Consider the following 18,878-nt stretch of genomic DNA (forward strand, 5'->3'; position numbering starts at 1 on the left):
ATTATTCGTCCTCCGGTGTGGATGATATTCGTGGTAAATGAACCGCCAACATGCGTTGGGCTTACCAACATTGACGTAAGATCTTGCTGCGTATCGATGGAGCCCATTGGCCCTGCGTCGTTAGCAAATCGTTACATACTTTATCAATCTGTTATCAAAATAGAAGCACGCTCTTGGAACTTACGGGCCGTTGTAACGTGGTTGTGAGCGGACGGGCCATCGGTGACCTGGTCTTTTAGTGGAACGAGTCAAAGAAGGTACCCGATGGAACCTCAAGTGTTTCTTGGAATCGACGTCGGCAAGTCCGACCATCATGCCACCGCTGTCAACCACGATGGCAAGGTCGTATATGACAAGCCGTTGCCGCAAGCTGAACCAAATATTCAGGAGCTGTTGAAAGATCTTGCGGCCAAATACGGTGAGCTGTTGGTTGTGGTAGATCAACCCAAAACCATCGGCGCATTAGTCATCGCGGTTGCCCAACGACTCGGGATCCAAGTCGCCTACCTACCAGGGTTGGCGATGCGCCGGGTGGCCGATTTACATCCGGGCCAGGCTAAAACGGATGCCCGAGATGCCTACATAATTGCTGAAACAGCGCGCACCATGCCCCACACATTGCGCGGCATCACCGTGGCTGAGGAGCGGATTGCGGAACTCTCGATGCTGTGTGGTTTTGATGACGATCTCGCCGCGCAACTGACCCAAGTCCGCAACCGGCTGCGAGGATTATTGACCCAGATTCACCCAACGCTGGAACGGGTGCTTGGACCCAGACTGGCCCACCCGGCCGTGGTGGATTTGCTGGGTAGGTATCCAACTCCGGCCGCTTTGCAGCGGGCAGGCCGTGGACATGTCAGAACCCGGTTAAAGAAATTAGCGCCCCGGATGGCGGCGCGACTCACCGACGAGATCTTTGCCGCGCTAGCTGAACAAACCACCATCGTGACTGGCACGAACGCTGCTGAACACATCGTCGGGCGGTTGGCGGCTCAACTTCAACAGCTGACCCAACAACGAACCGATATCGAAACAGAGATCTTGAAAGTCGTTGATGCGCACCCTCTTACCGAAGTCCTGACCTCCATGCCAGGCATCGGGGTCAGGACAGCGGCACGCATCCTCACCGAAGTCGTCGGCAAAGACTTCAAATCCGCAGCACACCTAGCTTCATATGCTGGCATCGCACCCGTAACCCGCCAATCCGGCACCTCCATTCGTGGAGAATCCCCATCTCGGCGCGGCAACAAAGTCCTCAAACGAGTGCTGTTCTTGTCTGCCTTTGCTTCGATTAAAGGCGACCCCGCCTCGCGGGGCTACTACGACAAGAAACGCGCCGAAGGCAAACGCCACAACCAAGCCGTCATGGCCCTTGCCAGACGCCGATCGACGTCCTGTTCGCCATGCTCAGAGACGGCACCTTCTACGAATCTCGCCCAGCACAACTTGCTCCAGCAGCTTGACGAAAACGATAGAAGCACGTTACAAAGGCCCGTAAGTTCCAAGAGCGTGCTTCTATTAGCGATCCGAACGAACCAGACCGGTTCCGGTGACAACACCCCCCGGATCATCAATGACTGGGGGCACACGATCATGCCCAAGAACCGGACCGGCCCACCATCCATCCTGCCGGATATCTGGTGTACTTATAAGCTAACGGGGCAAACATCATGCCGGAACCAGCCGGCTCCCTACACTGCATATCCTGCCGGAAAACAGTGACACCTAAAAGGTAACGGGGTGTCGCATCACCCGCAAGTTGTAATCGGGCACGAATAGTTGGCCCGTCGCGGCAGAGTCCACAATGCCCAGTCCTCATGGGGAAACCTCTTTGGTTGATGGGTTCGACTTGGACTCTACTAAACCATCCAGAGACTGCGCGATGCTTAACACTGCCCGGTCTGCAAAGCGTGAGCCTTGAATAGTTAGACCAACGGGTGGAGTGTTTTCAGAAACAGACAATGGAATCGTCACCATTGGTGTAGCAAGCATCGTACCCTGACCGCTATGACGAGTATGGAGATGGAAGGCGTTCTCAGTCTCTCCTAGGTGCTGGACAGAGTCAACGGTATGGGCGGGAGGTGGAGTAGCCGGTGCTGACGGAAAGATCAGCGCGTCGAGGTCGTGTTTGAGTAGCATCTCGCTGTAAATGGCACGAGCCTTTGATATATCCTGCTGGGCTTGGCTGTACTCGGCAGCTGTAACAGGGTTCTGGTATTGGCTCTGAAGAATTGATTTTACATCAGGACTCATCACTGAAGCACTTAGACGGTCGTAACCCTCGGTAGTGGTGGTTTCGAAAAATTCCGCAGCAACCAAGCTGAGCAGCCGTTTAGATTCCCATAAGACTGTTGGCATCTCTGCTGGACCCGTCCGGGCAAGAACAGGGCTGAAATCGATATTAACGATAGTCGCGTGATCCCTAAGGAGCTTTATCGCAGAGGTAACGGCCGCGGCAGTATAGGGATCTAGTCCCTCCATGAACTCACGTGGTAGCCCAAGGCGAAGTCGGCGATTAGGGGCTGGTACGACGGACTGTCCGGTTATCCAGGAGTCTACTTGCGACGCTTGGCTAAGTCTGCGCGTAGATACTCCTGGAGTATCTCGAGTCCATGACAAGCCGATGATGCCAGCGTTAGGCCATCGTCCTGTGGTAGGCCGGAACCCATACACGCCGCAATGACTGGCAGGCACAGATACTGAACCTCCTGTATCTGTGCCCAGTGCGATCTCTACGCTACCTTCAGCAACAGCAGCAGCACTACCTCCAGAAGATCCACCCGCACTCAGGTGTTCATGCTTAGGAAGGCAAACCTGGCCAAAGTGAGGATTGTTCGAAGTAATGCCAAACGCGAGTTCGTGCATATTGGTCATGCCAACAACTATTGCTCCGGCAGCTCGAAGTGCGGCAACAACTGGCGCATCGACGGGTTCTGTTTTCCCTGTAAGTGCGTGAGAGCCAGCAGAACGAGTAAAACCTGTGACTCCGATGTTGGCTTTTACGGCCAAAGGAAAAGCGTTCGATGCCTGGGCGTGAGTTCTCTTCTGAGCTCGCATCTGAGCGTTGATCTGTTCGTCGGATGCGAGCTCAGTCCATATCCCATCAGTTGGGGAAGAAATAGCCTGTGGGTTATTGATCACTGGGAGATCTCCTCAAGAGTCTTGTTTCTGGTTTTGGGTGCCATAAGGTTTACGAGGGCACCTAAAACCAGGAAGCTCACAAGGCCTAACATGGACGCCGTCATAGGTAGAGGCGCGAGAAGCCCGACCAATAAGAAGACGCCAAGTCCTCCGCCAGCGTGACCAATGCTGTCGGCCAGAGCGTAGGCGGTGGTTCTGAAACGTGTAGGGAAGCTCTCAGCCGTCAATGCATATTGCGCTGGAACCCATATGTTTTGCCCGAAGAACAAGACCAGAGCTCCTAGCAAGACTAAGGCCGGGGTGCCATCACCTGTTGCAACTAAGAGAGCGCCTACTACGGAGATCGCGGCACCAATAATCATCCAGTTCCGTCGTTCTAAGCGTTCTACGACGAGGCGCGCTACTACCGCGGCAGCGATGAAACCAAACAGTCCGATGGCTGAGACTATACCTGCTTCACCGACTGTGTAGCCCTGGCGAACTAATACCGTAGTTAGCGCACCAGAGAAAGCGTAAATCGTGAGATAACCAAGCGTCCAAGCCGCACTCAGGACTATCAATCTGCGCAAATACAGGGGTGATGTGAAAAGTTCCGTCATCGCACGTCGTCCAGATGATGTTACTGACGTGTCGGGAGCAACGACTACTTCTACTGGCAGTAGCGGATGCTGCTTAGTGGCCCTCTGCTCCATATCATCAATGACTGCCCTTGCTTTATCTTGGAGATTGTTATCGATCAGCCAGCGGGGTGATTCAGGCAGAGCAACACGTAAGAAAATTGAAATGAGTGCGAGGATAGCCCCGATTGCATAGACCCAGCGCCAACCTGTATTGAAACTTTCAGAAGCCAAGGCGACGGGTAGTCCTTGGGGCCAGGGCGCCATAGGGGTGGTGAGGAACAGCCCTAGCCAAATACCTAACGCCGAACCTAACGAAGCCATAATGAACATCACACTGGTGTAGCGAGCCCTTTTCCGGCGCGGAGCAACTTCACTGATATAGACGTTAATGATTGCTAGGTCTGCGCCCACGCCAATCCCAGTAATGAGTCTAGATATGACGAAGTTCGTATAGTCCATTGACAAGGCGGAGTATAAAGAACCCAGCCCTGTAATAAGCATGGCAACGATTAATAGTTTGTGGCGACCAAAACGGTCGGAGAGTGGACCGAGTGTTAAGGCGCCGACCCCGTAACCAAGTAAGCTGACAAATACGGGTAACCCAATGAATTGATCAGATGTGTTGCCCGTGCATCCATCGACGATCTGTAAACAAGTCTGAACAAACGAGACGTTGATATTGAATATGTCGTACTGAATGAACAGCATACCGAGACCGAGAGTAATCATCGAAGTGATTGAGAGCCCCCATTTCGGGAATCGGTCAATGCGCTGTATGATTTCCGTCTCTTTTGGCAATGTTGGTGAATGAGTCATAACAATCCTTTGTAAGTGAATTGGGTCACAAAGAATCTTAGGGGAGGCATATACTTTTCGGTATCGTCATTAATGACGATACTGCGCGTAGTAAGCAGCTAACCCTGCACGGTTATTCACCTTTGTTTTGTGATAAATATTACGGAGGTGTGTGCGCAAGGTCGGGAGCGAGAGGCTCAGCCGTGAGCAGATCTCTTTGTCACGCAGGCCGGCGGTTACCAGCTCCGCAACTTGAGCCTGGCGGGGCGTGAGCTGGACATCGGTATCAGGTACGGGTGAGGACCACATTCGCTCAATGAGTCCACCCACCCCACTAAGTAGACGGACTTCATGGTCAGTAAAAGCCCCCTGACTAGCATTCCGCCAGATCCGAAGATCGGCTTTTCCTGCGGCCGGGGGCCGTGCAAAGAAGTTCATGCCGTGATACATGCCTCGGCTGTGTAAGAAATCTCGAACGAACTCTTCTTTAGAGTCGAAGGGAGGGCTAATGCGACTCGCGCCCCCTTGGCGGAATAACACCGGAGTGACGATGTCTACGTGACGATAGTGGTTGTCGTATGCGTCGAGGGCCTCTTTGCCCATATTGATACCTATTGGGTCCAGGAATGGGCCATTAGGTCCATGTACATAGGATACGAATGTTTGAGCACGTAAGATGTGAAGGAGATGCTGGCCAACTTGCAATCGTCGTTCAGCGACGGGGCGGTCAGCCTGGATGACTTCGATGATTTCCAGCAAAGCGTCAGATGAGTTAAAATAGTCTGCTGATGATACTGACATGACAGTACAGTAACATGACGATGCAATGGCTTTGCTTGGGCAGGCGATCGGTTTTTCGCAAGTGGAGCTTCACAATCTATCGTGCGAAGTCACCTATTGAAACGACGATATAAGCGTTCTTGGACACCATCTTCCTGAGCTTGTTATTTAACGTTTGTGGCCGGGTGTGAGTCCGAAGTGTGGTGCTGATCGGATTGTTGAAAACGTTAAGTGCCGTCGCTGCTGATGCTTTTATTGATAAATACATAGCATCATCAGAAACGGTGGCCGCCTGGTTGTCGCTCAAGCACCGGTCTCTTCGCTACCCCAATACGACGCAGAACGTGCCTTGAATGTGTTTCGATTTGGTTTCCACCACGCATGTCTGATCCGGCGTGGTGACGTGTTATTCGAGCCCGCTGATGCCGTGGTGTGCGGGTTCAGCCCGGTCACTGGTCTGGCCCGGTTGAGGCTGAGGGTCAAGTATCGGCGTGGTCACGGCGGCCTCTACGATGCGCTCAACGTCGGAGCCATCGATACTGACCGACTTCGCTGGATATCTAGTTCATCTGCACACCTGTACCGGGGGACCATTGAGGAACGAACATGGCTGTCACGACGAGGCCACACGTTAATATTGGGGGCTTCGGACCGAATGGAGTCAGCGCGACCGAGATCCTGCCTCGTGCGAGAGCGCCCTGTCGGCCCAGAGGACATCGTGGAGTGCGTCGGTGTCCAAAGCACTGCCGAAACCAAGTACGCTGAATGCGCGGCTGGGCTCGACGAGGACGATGCAACGGATTCGGGTTGGCGATTCCCGCCCGACGAACACAACTCATGACGTCGTCGTAGTTAATGTGGGCTTTGCGCATCAGTCCGTGCTGCGGTTGATCATGCGCCAACACGACGGTCGGTCGGGCATTGATAGTTCGGTGGAGGCGGATATTGCTGCGGACCACCCGAAGACTGCTTCGCAACACAGCAGGGTGACTAAGCCGATGATGCCAACGGTTAGCGTAGGTGGGGCGCTGACTTATGGTCGTGGTGCCTCATCCAGGGTTGACGACCGTAGGACTCAGCGTTTGCCGAGCTCGACTCGGTGTGCTCGGTTCAGGTCCTTGGTTCACGAAGCGTCAGCGAGCTCGTATTCGTTCTACTCTTCCTGTTAAGGTAAGGAATCAGTTATTCTGATGTGCTCTTCGTATGCTCTGCGGGTCAACTCACGGGAGTGCCACCTGCGAAACATGCCCGACTGGTTCGACCGCATGAGATTGAGGCAGAACTGTCGAACGCCTTGCAGGATCTCGGGATGTTCGAGCGCTTGGCGGATATAACCAGTGGGTACACCCACGTTATCGACCGGGCCGATGCGGTAGTTGGGTTGATGAGTAAAGGTATTGATGAGCGGCGCAGTATTCTGCCATCGTGCGTGTGGTTCGCCGTCGTCTGTGACCGTCCCCGGCGACATATTGAGAAAGCTGCAGTGCTGCGTTCTCTTTTTGCCATTTGCATACATCAGTTCGAAAGGTTCTCGAGGGATATATAGTACTTCAACGCTTCCGACGTTGAGCGTCGTGAGGCGGCCTCCCTTAGTGCTGGGATAATCCGAAACGGTCCAATAGATGCTCTCGAGTTCGACTGCCTCGGGGATTGCTCTAGCGATGACGGCTCCCAAGTCGGCGCTGACGGCGTTGGCAACGGTGGGCCATGTCGCGTCATCGGTAACTTCCTGCATCCAAGGCTGTTTGCCCTCGGGGCTGTGGTGTAACTTCGTTTTTCCTTCGAGGGCGCGGTTGGCTGCTTGGCGGATGTCGGTGATGTCGTAGTCGTCATCGCCGTTTGCCCAGTGCAATTGGTCAATGATGGGGATGGCACTATCGAGTTCGCTAGGTCCTTCGAACCCGAAGTTGAATACTTTATTGCGCAACGAGTAGCCTGCATCCCTTTGCCAGGCGATGATCTGAAACTCGAGTTCGTCAAGGTCGTTGGGTTTGGCATCCATGATCATGAGTCGGGCGATGTCGTCCCACGGTTCGTGGTGATCACTGCCTCGGATATGTGAGTGAAAGCGTCCGACGAAATTTACGGTTTGCCCGACGTAGCGCTGCCCATTGGTGAACTCGAATATATAAATGCCGGAACTTCTGCCTTGAACAAAGGGAGCGAAACTTGAACAGTCCCGGACGTCGTAGCTATCAAAAGAAGGTTCAGAAAATACAGGAGTCATAGGGAGAGACTTTTCGTGTTTGAGTAGTAGATCTGTCCTTGAGGCTAGCGCACTTACTTGATGACGCAACTGGCAGTTGGATGGCCCGGTCCCGTGGGCCGATGACCGAGTAGCCAAAGCCACCACCGTGCACCTGGGCGGCCGGGCCGCCGAGATTCGGTTGGCCGAGGCACAAGTGAATGCCGGCCGGATTCCTGATCGACCGTTTGTGATGGTCACCCAGCCCCAGGTTGCTGATCCGTCGCGTGCCCCCGAAGGCAAACATGTGTTGTGGACCTATACGCACGTGCCCAATGGATATCGACCGGCAGCATCCGACCGCGAATACGTTGCTGATGCGATTGCCGGACAGCTCGAGCGCTTCGCCCCGGGATTTGGTGCCAAGGTGCTCAACAAGAAGATTTGGGATCCCGCCGCTCTTGAGCAGTGGAATCCGAACCTGGTCGGTGGCGATATTGCTGGGGGATCAATGACCGGTTTCCAGTTGTTGCTACGTGGTGGCCTCACCCTCGAGCCGTACCGGATGGGTGTTCCCGGTCTCTATATTTGCTCATCCGCCACCCCACCCGGTACTGGCGTTCACGGCATGCCCGGCGCTTGGGCCGCCCACGCGGTCCTCGAAGACCAGCGGGTTTAGCAATATGCTTTCGGGTATCTAGCGGAGCCTCGATCGAAGGCTAGCTGCGCTAATTATGGCGTCGGTTCGGGTCCTCTTTCGATCCATACGTCAGCTTCCCAATCGAGTGGTGCGTAGTCTGCGCCGTAACGAGTGGTGATCTCAGCTCGGAGCTTGTGTTGATAATCGAGGTATTGATCACGGTTCAGACGTGACCACCTTGTCGTGAGCCAGATCGGGGCAAACTGACAGATCTGGGCGACCTGACCGACAAGGACGCAGTCAGAGTCGGGGTGACAAGAGAAATTCATTCGATCGATAACTACGAAATTACTGTCTCCTGGGCAGTCGGAGCAGACGCGCTGACTTTTAGTGGTCTAAAGTATCATCCGCGCTTCAGCACAGCCAACGATGCTGCTTTTGCGATATTCGGTAGGGCGGGGGCGAATGTACCTGCCGGATTGAGCGTCATTTCAGTGGCTTCCCTTGGACAAGTCCTGTACGAAGAAGGGTTCGTGCCGAGAAATCTCCCGTCCCTGAACGAAGCGGTAGACGACTCCGCTGACAATATCGAAACCCGGTGAGACACCAACGTGGATTGATGTCGTCTTGGTCCGTTCAGATTCAACCGAGGCGGCGACTGAAGTTGAGAGTCGGTGCAAGTGCCCACTGCAGATCATTGACTGAGACAAAAGCAAAAAGAACGTCGAGCACATCATCCAAGAGCTGGAAGTATCCTCTGTGCCGCGATCGGTCGAACGGGCCGAACACAAAACCGACCGAGAAAATCCGACGCTGCCTGAAACGGGACATCGCACGCCGGATCTTCCGAACGCTCTATGCTTCAGCCACCTCGATGCGACCGGCTTGACGGACATAGAAGAGTTAGCCGGTCCCAAACCAGCCAGAGGTAACTGGGTTCGCATCAGTATCGACCTAACATCGGTCACGCGAAAGTCACCTAACGCTACTCGTGCACCCGTCTACTGGTGTATGGCGCACAGAGGATTGATCATCTCTCGACGAAAGATTTTCCTGGGTTTTTCTATGCACCCAGTGGTTATTTCAGGTTGGACTCCCAGCAAGTCAATAGGCTGCGCTTATGGTATGTTGAAAAACTATTTATTAGATTTTGGTGATGCTCGTCATGTATCTTTGTGTAATCAGCAACATGACTGCCTCTCGATTTGAGAGAACGCACTCACTGGAGGAAAAATGCCTAAGCACACGGTTCTTGAGACGACTCTTGAGCTATTTAGACGCAATGGTCTGACCACTATTTTTGGCAACCCGGGGTCCAATGAAATTCCGTTCTTAGCGGGACTCACCGAAGAGTTTGACTTTGTTTTGGGACTTCACGAGCAGGTAGTCGTTGGCATGGCCGAGGGTTACGCTCGAGTTACAGGGCGGCCAGCGCTTGTAAATCTTCATGCCGCGTCTGGGTCTGGAAACGCTATGGGGGCTTTGACGAATGCCCACTACGGTCATATACCAATGGTCATACTTGCTGGACAGCAAGTTCGCCGGACGGTGGGGCAAGAAGCGTTTTTGGGGAGTACAGACGCAGCTACCTTGCCACAGCCATTAGTGAAGTACTCACATGAGCCGCTAGCACCTGAGGATGTGCCCCGCACACTATCCCAGGCTATTTTGGAAACAACGGCCAAACCGGCAGGGCCGGTCTATGTGTCAGTGCCTCTGGACGATTGGGAAAAGCCTGCCCTAGACGATGATCATCTACTTTACGGTCGTTCGGTTACCGAGGAGCGGCACGTTCACGGAACTGTAGTTCAGGAGTTGACGACTCAAGTAGAGAAGGCCGAAAAGGTCGCATTAGTTGTGGGACCTCAGCTGGACGCGGCCGCGATGGATGATGCTGCTGTTTTTGACTCTGTGGTTGAGGTCGCTGAGAGGCTCGACGCCTCGGTTCTTATTGCACCGTCGCCTTCTAGGTGTTCGTTTCCTACAACGCACCCGAACTTTGAGGGCGTGATCGTCCCTGGTATTAAGTCGGTTCGTGACCGACTCGAGGAATTCGATACCGTGCTCGTTCTGGGGGCTCCCGTATTTCGTTACCACCGCTGGGAGCCCAGTAATTATCTTAGTGCTGGAACTGAGGTGCTTCATGTAACTCAGGACCCTCGGGAAGCTACTCGCGCCCCGTTTGGGTGCTCCTTCGTAGGAGATGTTGGTGCCGTAGTTAAGGGACTCGCAACTTCAGTGGAGGACCGTGGTATTCGTCGAGGCGAACGAGGTTCCAGGGCACTTCCTGCCCCAAAGCGTTCCGAAGACGGAATGACAGGCAGCGAGGTTCTTGACGTTCTGAATCGGAACGTCAACGAGACTATTTCCTACGTCAATGAGACCACAACATTAGACCTTGATTACTTAGAGCGCATTGCTATTGATCGACCGGGGATGTACAACTTCCCGGCGTCGGGCGGATTAGGGTTTGGCCTGCCGGTTGCAGTGGGCATGGCGCTCGGAGACCGGAACGCGACCATAGTGGCTACCGTAGGAGACGGTGCAGCACATTTCGGAATTTCTGCACTGTACACAGCAGCCCAACGCCAGACTCGCACGATCTTCGTCATCGTAAACAACTCTGGATATGGGGCCCTTGCTGGATTCTCTCAGCGGATGGGGGCAGAAAATGTGCCCGGTCTAAAAGTCGGAGGCATCGACATAGTCTCAATCGCTGATGGCTATGGGGTCAAAGCTTCTCGGGTGACGTCGCCGGAGGAATTAGAGGCAGCGTACATCGAGGCGCTTGACGCTAAGGGTCCCGTTCTGATCGATGCACACGTTATCTAATTCAAAAATCGTTGCGGACCGTGTAGCTCGCGACTCCGAGGCCCCCACATCCTTACCTCGTTTACGCATGCGTTTGTAGAAAAAGTATTCACTCGAATAAAGCTTACTTTGAAGGGAACATAAAGATGATCGCGTTTAAACGCCCTAAAAGGGCAATGAAAAGTGCCGCAGTCTTAGGTGGTTTGACTCTCGTCCTTGCAGGTTGTTCTGGCGATACCGAAGGTTCTGACGGTACAGAAAATATTGAACTGAACGTGGCCTCGTGGGCTACTCCAGATAGTCTGAGTGAGGAAATGGCTGAATGGTGGTACACAGAAATTGAAGAACGAACTGATGGCCGAGTAACTTTCAATATTGATGCGGCAGACTCGCTGTGCAGCGCATCAGAAATCCCTGAATGTGTCCGGGATGGAAGAGCTGATGTTGGTCAGACGCTGACAGATTACTCGACCCAACTTTTCCCCATGGCGTCAATTTCTAGTATTCCGTTTCTGAGTCCTGGAAGTGAACCAGTGGCCAAAGCGATTCATGATCTCAGTACAGAACACGAAGGTGCTGCTGCACTTTGGGAAGAAAATAATCTGCACCCGATAGCGCATGTTCCACCAGGTAGGTTGTTGCTTGGTGGGGATACAGAGCTCAGCTCAGTGGATCACTTAGACGGACTCCGCCTCCGAATGGCGGGGCAGTATGCGCAGGAAGCAGTAGACGCTGCTGGGGCGAATAGCGTAGTGCTTACTGCTCCGGAGACCTATGAGGGCATTGAGCGTGGACTTGCAGACGCAGCAGGTTTCCCACTGGACGGTACCGTGGCGTATCAGCTCAAGGATATTCTTCCCGAATGGACTGACCCAGGGATTGGCACTTACACCACCATTGGCATGTGGATGAATAGCGATGTTTACAGTGAGTTGCCTGATGATATTCGAAGCGTAGTCGATGAAGTCACGGAAGAGTACAACTCGGAACATGCGCACCGGATCTTTAACGAGATCACCACAATGCAGTGCGATTTGTTGCTAGACACAATCGGTGAACTCAACCAGTGGGAAGACGACGAGTCGCAACGCTGGGAGGACTCCATCGAAGCAGATCTTGAAGAGCGCTGGGTTGAAGGAGCCGAAAGTGATGGCCTGACCGACGCTGCAGGATACCTGGAAGCTTACAAATCAAAGCTGGACGAATACAGCGGTGATATGGAAGCTGATCCCTCACTTGCCTGTGCCGAACGAGGCTAAGTAATTAGTCGTTCTGTAAATCATTCTGTGCTGGTTGGGACATCTATGGGTGATGTCCCAACCGGAGAAATGAGTGGGACTCATGGTTGCTAAACCCAAGACCTTTGAGGATATCCTTCGTACTTCCGTGGAAAAGATGGCCGTGCCACTCGGAGCGTTGTCGTCGCTATCTACGATTGTCATGATGGTTGCTATTTCAATTGATGTCGTCGCGCGGAACACCGCTGGCGAACCGATTCCAGGCCTATTAGAACTCAGTGAAATGGCGCTTGTCGCAACTGTTTTTCTTGGTATTGCTTACGCTGGTACGACAAATGCCCATGTTTCAGTTGATCTCTTGACTTCGAAACTCCCAACCAAGTCCAGAAGGATGATTGCGGGTTTGATGTGGTTACTAGGTTCTGGAATGATAGTCTGGTTTATTATGTCAACTTTTGATCGAGCGATCCAAAGTACTGAGATGAGCGAGGTAACTTTAGGCCTCGTTGTGTGGCCAATTTGGCCAGCGCGCTGGTTGATCGTTATTGGTTATGTTGCTTTCTTAATTGTTGCCCTCGCGAATGCTTACTTATCTTTCCGGAATGAACCGCTGCTGGGAGAGGATGAAGATGCGCTCGCAAACGATGAAGCGCAGGACTCATCGTCGACTGGACAGCATGTAATAGCACCCGAGGTTGACGGAACGGAGAAAAAATCATGAGCTCCGGTCTTGCTGTTTTACTTGTGGCTGGCGTCTTAATTGCGTTATTGCTACTGAAAATGCCGGTTTGGCTGGCTTTGGCCATTTCCGGTGGTATCGGTTTGTGGGTCCTCCGGGATGAGGCATTTGTGGGAAGTACCCTTGCGACTGCTTCCTACGAAGAAACATCAACTTTCTCTCTGACGATTATCCCGATGTTCATTCTTCTGGGGGTCTTTGCTGTCAGGGCCAAGGTCGCTGAACAAGTATTTACTATTGCCCGTCGTGCTTTCACGAAGATTCCTGGGGGTATTGGAATTGCGACCGTAGCGGCCTGTGCAGGATTTGCTGCGGTCTCAGGTTCAAGCATCGGTACGGCTGCCACCATGTCGCGGCTTTCCGTCGGTGAAATGAGAAAAGCGGGCTACCCGGCTAGCATGGCAGGTGCGCTTGTCGCAGTCGCAGGAACTCTTGGTGCGATGATTCCTCCGAGCCTGTTCTTGGTGCTATACGCAATTCTTGCGAATGTATCAATCGCGCAGATGTTAGCTGCGGGCATTGTTCCGGGCACGCTTTCTGCGGTTATTTATGCCACTTATATTCTCATCCGCACTCGGAAATATTCAAAAGTTTCGTCTAATGGCTCGGCCTTGGCCCAGGAAATCGATGTAGAAATTGAAAAGAGCCAGGGACGGCAACAAGCTACAGGCTTGCCATATCGCGGATTATTCCGTCTCGGGATAATATTTGCCATAATTATGGGGGGAATTTACTCCGGGCTGTTCACCCCGACCGAGTCCGCGGCCATCGGTGCTTTGGCTGCTCTGGTGATTCTTGTTCTTGAATTCAAGACTAACGGGGTGCGCGAGATTGCGCGCCAGTTCGTTGGCGCGTTGACAGAGACCGCAAAGACGTCAACCATGGTGTTCGCAGTCATTGTTGGATCCTCTATTCTGTCAACGTTCTTCGTAGTCGCACGGGTTCCGCAAACCATCAGTAATTCAGTGACGTCATTGGACATCCCCGACTGGGCCATTATGGCTTTGCTTTTGGTATTTTTGATCCCTCTCGGCATGGCGCTGGAATCAATATCGATCCTCGTTATAACGGTTCCGCTGATCTATCCAGTTGCTATGGACATGGGATTTGACGGGATTTGGCTCGGTGTCATGATTATCAAGTTAATCGAAATTGGCATGGTAACACCTCCTGTGGGAATCAATGTCTTCGTTGTTGCAGGTACTGCTCGCCTCCCCTCAATCGAAGTATTCAAAGGGGTTTGGCCTTTTGTCGTCTTAGAAATTCTACTTCTAGTAGGTTTCTTCATTTTCCCAGACGTTGTGCTTTGGTTGCCATCGTTGGTGCAGTAGCGGTCAAAGACGAGCCTAGTCAAAACAACAGATAGCGCTTATGGGAGTATGCCGGACAAATTTTGCAAGACATGAGCATCAACGGAAAAGGAGCATAATTGTCAGGCCAGCTTGAATATATCAATAGCGACGAAGTACCCGAAGTTCCGCCTTTAAGCCATGCCGTACGGTATGACAATTTCGTATTCGTATCCGGACAAGTAGGTTTGCAAATCGGAGAATCGAAGCCACCGGAATCTTTCACTGATGAAGTGGTCAGGGCTTTCACCTCACTAGAACAAGTCTTGGAAGCCTCCGGGGCCACGCAGAAACACATCATCAAAATAACATGTTATTTGAGTGATATCAGCGATCGAGACGAGCTCAATGACGTATACCTGCAGCTATTTCCTGAACCAAGACCTGCGCGTACGACTGTGCAGGTTGGACTTGCACATGGATTGCGATTTGAAGTCGACGCAATAGCAGCGATTCAGGATCAAGCTAGTTGATGGCGATGGCTGAGCAGACGAGCCTTCTGACTTTATTCAACTTTGACGGTCAATGACTGAACAATTGATCAGTGTAGCAATTATATATTTCATACATAAATAGACATTAGGAGACTCTCATGTCAGAGAACAAGACCCATGCAATTGCTAGTGACGCTATGCTACAAGAAACATGGGACGGGATGTTATTTACAGACAAATGGACCACCGGAAGTGGTGGCACCGCCGAAGTGATCGAACCAGCAACCGGCTCCGTGCTGGGCACTGTATCTAAAGCTACAGGCGAGGATGTATTTGCCGCTGCCAAAACCTCTGCAAAAGCGCAGGAACAGTGGGCACAAAAGAAGCCATCAGAACGCGCAGCAATATTGCGAAAAGCTGGCGATTTCTTTGTGAACAATGCCGAAGAGCTAAACGAATGGGTGCAGCGTGAGACCGGCGCTATCGGCCCGAAAGCCGGACTGGAAACCCATGTGGCGGCTGATGAATGCTTTGATGCTGCTGCCCTACCGCGACATGTTCAAGGCGAGGTTCTAGCGTCCGACGAAGACCACTGGTCATTCGCTCGTAGATTCCCAGCCGGTGTAGTCGGTGTTATCTCGCCATTCAACTTTCCACTAATTCTTTCGATCCGTTCAGTGGCGCCAGCACTTGCGCTAGGTAACAGCGTGATTCTGAAGCCAGATCCTCGGACGCCTATCTCCGGAGGATACATGATTATGCGTGCTTTCGAAGAAGCTGGTCTCCCAGCTGGAGTTCTCCAGGTCCTTCCTGGAGACGTCGATGCTGGTGTGGCACTGACTGAAGCTCCAGAGGTGCGTGTGGTGTCCTTTACTGGTTCTACGCCTGCTGGAAGGAAAGTGGGCGAGGCTTGTGGCAAGAACCTGAAACGAGCTCATCTGGAACTTGGTGGGAATAACGCAGTAGTTGTTCTGCCTGGTGCCGATATCGATGCAGCAGCCTCGGCTGGGGCCTTCGGGTCCTACATGCACCAAGGACAGGTGTGCATGACGGCGGGCCGCCATCTAGTTCATGAATCTATGCGCGATGAGTATGTGGCTGTGCTAAAAGAAAAGGCTGAGAATCTGCCTATCGGCGACCCATGGACTGACCAAGTGGCGCTTGGCCCGATTATCGATGACAAGCAACGAGATAACATTGACCGGATTGTTCGGGCAGCACAGGATGCAGGCGGTTCTGTTGAAGCCGGGGGGACATACGACGGGCTGTTCTATAGACCAACTCTCATTACGGGAGTAGATCAAGATAACCCAGCTTGGAAAGAAGAAATTTTCGGTCCTGTTGCTCCCGTGATGTCCTTTTCATCGATTGAAGAAGCTGCTGACTTGGTTAACTCCAGTGAGTATGGTTTAGCGGTTTCCATTCTCGGGGATGTCGGAGAATCAATGAAACTTGCAGATATGGTCCATTCTGGAAAGGTCCATATCAATGAGCAAACAGTAGCGGATGAATCTACCGCGCCGTTCGGCGGAGTCGGGGACTCTGGCAATGGTTCACGGTTCGGAGGCTACACGGCCAACATCGAGGCGTTTACTGAGACCCAGTGGCTCACGGTGCGTCCAGACATTGCGCCGTATCCGTTCTAAGAGTCGAACGGTGGATGTGGTCCAGGCTGAGTCCTGTAGGAACATATGTGGGAGGCTGACTGGAAACTCTTGTAGGCCAGATATTGCGCCACGGTCATTAGTAGACTGTGGTTCCGACAAGCTGTTGCTTGATTTCGGAGCCACAGTCGTCTCCTGCGACGGTGCAGAAATTAGCATCCCATGTTTGTGCCGTGAGTCTCGTTAAATGGATGAGGAGTTGGCCTTGGATCTGAATTTAATACGTGTCTTTGTAGCTGTTTACGAAACTGGCACGGTCACTGCGGCGGCTAAAATACTACAATTATCGCAGCCATCCGTGACTCAAGCATTAAACAGAATGCGTCGTTTAACCGGAGACGTACTCTTCGCAAGGACAGGACGGACCATAACGCCCACCCGTGGTGCTATACAGCTCTACAACGAAATTGGACATTTGCCTTCGGCTGCGGAAGCTGCGGTTGGGCAGCTCGTTGAGTTTCAGCCGGCAACATCCGTTGAAACATTTCGAATGGCTTTGACTGACATCGGGCAGACCATTTTTTTGCCTACCTTGGTGTCCGAGCTCGCGGAAGCGGCTCCGAAAAGCCGATTAGATATCGTAAATCTCGATGCTTCTACGGCACCTGATGATCTAGTGGAGGGCAGAATTGATATTGCTGTGGCTTCCACATTACTTTCAGGCCGCTTGCAAACAACGGTAATTCGGCCTGATGTCTATTGTTGTGTCGCGCAACGAGGTCGGTTTGGTACAAAGGCTCCGGCTCTTGACGAAATCGTAAGTATGCCGCGTGTAGTTGCGCGAAACACGACGGGACATAGCCTGGTAGAAGCGTTTATGCCCCCACCGGTGGAAGGCTCAATTTACTTGCCTGCATTTGCCTCAATTCCAGCTATCGTCTCTACCTCAGATTTGATCGCATTTGCACCTCAAGCCGTTGTGAACCAGTGGTCTCGCGGTTGGAACATAGAATCTTGGCCGATGCCGAGTGGTCCTTTTACCTCGGTTGTTAGAGCTCACACAACACACAACGCTGCATCGGCTGCGAGTGCATGGTTTAGGAAGTGGGCAATCAGAGTAATGCAGAACATTGAGGATGCGTGACTAGAGAGATTCACCTGCCTAGAAGTCAACCGTTCCGTCCTGATGGAATGTTCAACTGTTGCTGATGGGTACCTGGATTTACAACGCAAAGTAGAAAAATATAGGACTAAGAAAGCTAGCGACGTTTGCTTGACATCCGTGGAGACGCAGTAGATGCCATGGCTCGAACAACGGATGTCGGCTCGTTTAGAAGGAAGCTCAAATGAAGATTGCAATAGTCGGCGCAGGGGCAATGGGACAGTTATTCGGGGCGCATCTCATTGCTACAGGACAAACTGTCACCATGATCGATTCCTCTGAAATGGTCTGCGAAGGTATCAACCGAGACGGAATTAAGGTGCGTACTGGGAGCCAGGAATTTCATGTAAATGCGACTGCAGCAACGGCTCAAGACAGCGACGATGTGGTCGACGTAATCATGGTCTTTACAAAAGGCCCCCACACAAGAAGCGCTGTGGCGTCGATACAACATCTCATCACTGATGAAACGGTCGGAGTCTCGTTACAAAACGGCCTTGGAAATGAAGAACTGCTTGTCGAAGTTTTTGGAGCCGACCGCACCATTATCGGTATGACAGACTTTCCGTCTCAGCGTGCCGAGGACGGTGTCATTTACTCAGAACCCACCGGACATGTGGTTGTCGGTGGTCTTAGAGGTGGTGCGCATATTAAAGCACAGCTCATTGCTCGGATCCTAGATGAGAGCGGAATGAATGCTTCTTTTGATCCGAACGTCATGATTCCGATTTGGGAGAAGGTTATTTTTAACGCGGTTTATAACATGGTGAGCGGAGCAACAGGATTAACCGTGGGTGGCGTCTATGATGTGCCGGAAGCACGGGATCTAGCAACTGCTATATTGAATGAATCGCTGAAAGTTGTAGAGCACGAGGGCATTGCCATCGACGAAGAACGCATTCGCGAAAATATAGTGCATGCGCACCAGAATCACGCTGATCACAAGACATCAATGCTAGTCGATATAGAGAGCGGAAGGCCTACCGAAGTTGAAACTATCGGAGGTGCTATCGAACGGGCCGGCAAAAGGATCGGTACTCCGACGCCTACACTTTCTGCGGTCTGTAATTTGATCAGAATACAGGAACGCAACAGATAAATTTCCAACAGGTAATTGTTGCTAACGGGCCATTACATCGTCGTGGCCCATCGTTAGCGATAATTCAAGGCATCGAGTAACTGACTGTAGGCTCGGAGCTCGCAGGGAAACTCACTGTCGCTAATGTAAGATTTATTGAATTTTGGGCCTAAGGACTTGTGTGGGAACCAAGATCGTGTTCCTTAGCTTGTTATTTAACCTCGGTGGGTGAAGCTGCGTATTAAATGTGGCGCTGTTCGGCGTGTCGAAAAGACGAGAGGGCCGCCGTTACTGATGCTTTT

General features: G+C 52.4%; 13 protein-coding genes and 1 pseudogene. 10 read left to right on the forward strand and 4 right to left on the reverse strand.

Annotation, left to right across the window (positions count from 1 at the left end):
* Positions 1-264 precede the first annotated feature (264 nt).
* Positions 265-1,463, forward strand: a pseudogene (locus ACYVJT_RS14195) (IS110 family RNA-guided transposase).
* A 352-nt stretch (positions 1,464-1,815) separates the two neighbouring features.
* Here the strand turns inward: ACYVJT_RS14195 and ACYVJT_RS14200 are convergent.
* The 4 genes from ACYVJT_RS14200 to ACYVJT_RS14215 all read right to left on the reverse strand — a co-directional run bounded on the left by ACYVJT_RS14200 (position 1,816) and on the right by ACYVJT_RS14215 (position 7,563).
* Positions 1,816-3,141 (reverse strand): amidase family protein, encoded by a 1,326-nt coding sequence (locus ACYVJT_RS14200; RefSeq protein ID WP_343960064.1) that lies wholly within the window; start codon positions 3,139-3,141, stop codon positions 1,816-1,818.
* Entirely contained in the window at positions 3,138-4,577 is a 1,440-nt protein-coding gene (locus tag ACYVJT_RS14205) for an MFS transporter (protein WP_343960062.1), read from the reverse strand. The genes ACYVJT_RS14200 and ACYVJT_RS14205 overlap by 4 nt, the downstream gene beginning before the upstream one ends.
* 69 nt (positions 4,578-4,646) lie before the next feature.
* Complete coding sequence (locus tag ACYVJT_RS14210) at positions 4,647-5,357, reverse strand: helix-turn-helix transcriptional regulator (protein ID WP_343960060.1); 711 nt, start codon at positions 5,355-5,357, stop codon at positions 4,647-4,649.
* Positions 5,358-6,501: 1,144 nt separating this feature from the next.
* Positions 6,502-7,563, reverse strand: coding sequence for a GIY-YIG nuclease family protein (locus tag ACYVJT_RS14215; RefSeq protein WP_343960058.1), 1,062 nt, complete (start codon positions 7,561-7,563; stop codon positions 6,502-6,504).
* A gap of 76 nt (positions 7,564-7,639) precedes the next feature.
* Between ACYVJT_RS14215 and ACYVJT_RS14220 the strand changes: the two genes are divergently transcribed.
* The 9 genes from ACYVJT_RS14220 to ACYVJT_RS14260 all read left to right on the forward strand — a co-directional run bounded on the left by ACYVJT_RS14220 (position 7,640) and on the right by ACYVJT_RS14260 (position 18,597).
* A complete protein-coding gene (locus tag ACYVJT_RS14220; RefSeq protein ID WP_343960055.1) occupies positions 7,640-8,200 on the forward strand; it encodes a phytoene desaturase family protein in 561 nt (186 codons plus the stop codon).
* 1,194 nt (positions 8,201-9,394) lie between these two features.
* Positions 9,395-10,993 (forward strand): benzoylformate decarboxylase, encoded by a 1,599-nt coding sequence (gene mdlC / locus ACYVJT_RS14225; protein WP_343960050.1) that lies wholly within the window; start codon positions 9,395-9,397, stop codon positions 10,991-10,993.
* A 125-nt stretch (positions 10,994-11,118) separates the two neighbouring features.
* Positions 11,119-12,231, forward strand: a complete 1,113-nt coding sequence (gene dctP / locus ACYVJT_RS14230; protein WP_343960048.1) for a TRAP transporter substrate-binding protein DctP — start codon at positions 11,119-11,121, stop codon at positions 12,229-12,231.
* A gap of 82 nt (positions 12,232-12,313) precedes the next feature.
* On the forward strand, positions 12,314-12,931 hold the full coding sequence (locus ACYVJT_RS14235; protein ID WP_343960046.1) for a TRAP transporter small permease subunit: 618 nt from the start codon (positions 12,314-12,316) through the stop codon (positions 12,929-12,931).
* Positions 12,928-14,280, forward strand: coding sequence for a TRAP transporter large permease (locus ACYVJT_RS14240; RefSeq protein ID WP_343960044.1), 1,353 nt, complete (start codon positions 12,928-12,930; stop codon positions 14,278-14,280). The genes ACYVJT_RS14235 and ACYVJT_RS14240 overlap by 4 nt, the downstream gene beginning before the upstream one ends.
* Positions 14,281-14,378: 98 nt before the next feature.
* The gene (locus ACYVJT_RS14245; protein ID WP_343960042.1) at positions 14,379-14,771 is read left to right on the forward strand and encodes a RidA family protein; all 393 of its coding nucleotides are present in this window, start codon (positions 14,379-14,381) and stop codon (positions 14,769-14,771) included.
* A 119-nt stretch (positions 14,772-14,890) separates the two neighbouring features.
* Positions 14,891-16,378: a benzaldehyde dehydrogenase gene (locus ACYVJT_RS14250; protein WP_343960040.1), complete on the forward strand. Its 1,488-nt coding sequence runs from the start codon at positions 14,891-14,893 to the stop codon at positions 16,376-16,378.
* Between the two features lie 223 nt (positions 16,379-16,601).
* Positions 16,602-17,480, forward strand: coding sequence for a LysR family transcriptional regulator (locus ACYVJT_RS14255; RefSeq protein WP_343960038.1), 879 nt, complete (start codon positions 16,602-16,604; stop codon positions 17,478-17,480).
* A gap of 202 nt (positions 17,481-17,682) precedes the next feature.
* Positions 17,683-18,597: a ketopantoate reductase family protein gene (locus ACYVJT_RS14260; protein WP_343960036.1), complete on the forward strand. Its 915-nt coding sequence runs from the start codon at positions 17,683-17,685 to the stop codon at positions 18,595-18,597.
* The last annotated feature ends 281 nt before the right edge of the window (positions 18,598-18,878 follow it).

It is taken from the genome of Yaniella soli, assembly GCF_054782375.1.